Source organism: Escherichia sp. KCJ4928 (assembly GCF_004352695.1).
GTDB lineage: Bacteria > Pseudomonadota > Gammaproteobacteria > Enterobacterales > Enterobacteriaceae > ECMA0423.
The window spans coordinates 1-1225 of the sequence record NZ_SJWV01000421.1; the positions used below are offsets into that span (position 1 = coordinate 1).

Sequence of the window (1225 nt, forward strand, 5' to 3'; positions counted from 1 at the left end):
CCGTTAAAGCCATTCACTTCAACATCAAGGCGGGTGGGCAGAACCGTCAGCAGGTCAAACGGCATGGTTTTTTCCGGCAGTACGTTGTCACACAGACGGTTCCACCACACCGATACATCCTCGTTACCCCAGATGTCACACCAGTCACCTCTTTTGGCGGTGAAATGCACAGTGATGGTTTCCCTGACATCATCCGGTAATCCTTTCCAGCGACGCCGGCCAATACCGCTCTGCAGCCAGAGTTCATGCAGCATCAGGCAGTTTTGCTCATCCAGCAGTACACCGTCCTGCAGGTGTGTCAGCCAGCGGGTGAACGCGATATTCTCCGGCGATACAACGCCACGTCCAGCAGCCGTCAGTCCGGGGCACGGTTCAAACCACACATCTTCAGTGGTCTGCAGAAGTCCGGCACTTCCGGCCAGAAACAGCTGAATACCTTCATTTGTGGCGCGGCGATAAAGCGGTGTGACTGCACCGCTGGCCAGTCGTTTAATCTCAGCAATCTGTGCCGGTTCACCAGAAAAATGCATACGATTTGAGCACCAGTTTGGCATGGGAATTCTCCTCTTACATGCGGCCTCCATCAGGCCGTGCCGCACCTGTAACCGGGCGACCGCATACGAATGCAGGTGCGGCCCCGAAGCCGCAGCTCGTGGAGGAGGAACGACGAAACGTGACCGGGTGAGGAGGCCGGCGACAGAGACACACTTGCATCGGATGCAGCCCGGTTAACGTGCCGGCACGGCCTGGGTAACCAGGTATTTTGTCCACAGAACCGTGCACAAAATGCTGTGGATAAGCTGGACACAGCACTTCACAGCAGGCATACAGCCACACCCTCAGAGAATTGAGCGTTTTTTAATCAGAACAATGACATTTGACTGTGTGCGGATTCAGTTATTAGAATACTGTATATGCATACAGCAAAAGAAAAGGAAGATGAGAACATGATCCGCATTGAAATTCTTTTCGACCGCCAGAGCACAAAAAACCTCAAATCAGGCACACTTCAGGCGCTACAGAATGAAATCGAACAACGTCTGAAACCACACTCCCCGGAAATCTGGCTGCGTATAGACCAGGGCAGCGCCCCGTCTGTATCTGTCACAGGAGCCCGCAACGACAAGGATAAAGAACGTATCCTGTCTCTGCTGGAAGAAATCTGGCAGGACGACAGCTGGCTGCCTGCAGCATGAGTACCGTTTATCACCGTCCGGCTGACCCT

2 protein-coding genes are annotated in these 1225 nt (G+C 53.7%); one reads left to right on the forward strand and one right to left on the reverse strand.

The window, feature by feature from the left end; genetic code table 11:
- A partial coding sequence (locus E0D98_RS24465) for a DUF1281 domain-containing protein (protein WP_131891288.1) occupies positions 1-530 on the reverse strand: 530 nt, incomplete at its 3' end.
- Between the two features lie 417 nt (positions 531-947).
- On the opposite strand from E0D98_RS24465, the gene E0D98_RS24475 reads away from it, so the two are divergent.
- A complete protein-coding gene (locus E0D98_RS24475; RefSeq protein WP_052971528.1) occupies positions 948-1196 on the forward strand; it encodes a DinI-like family protein in 249 nt (82 codons plus the stop codon).
- The last annotated feature ends 29 nt before the right edge of the window (positions 1197-1225 follow it).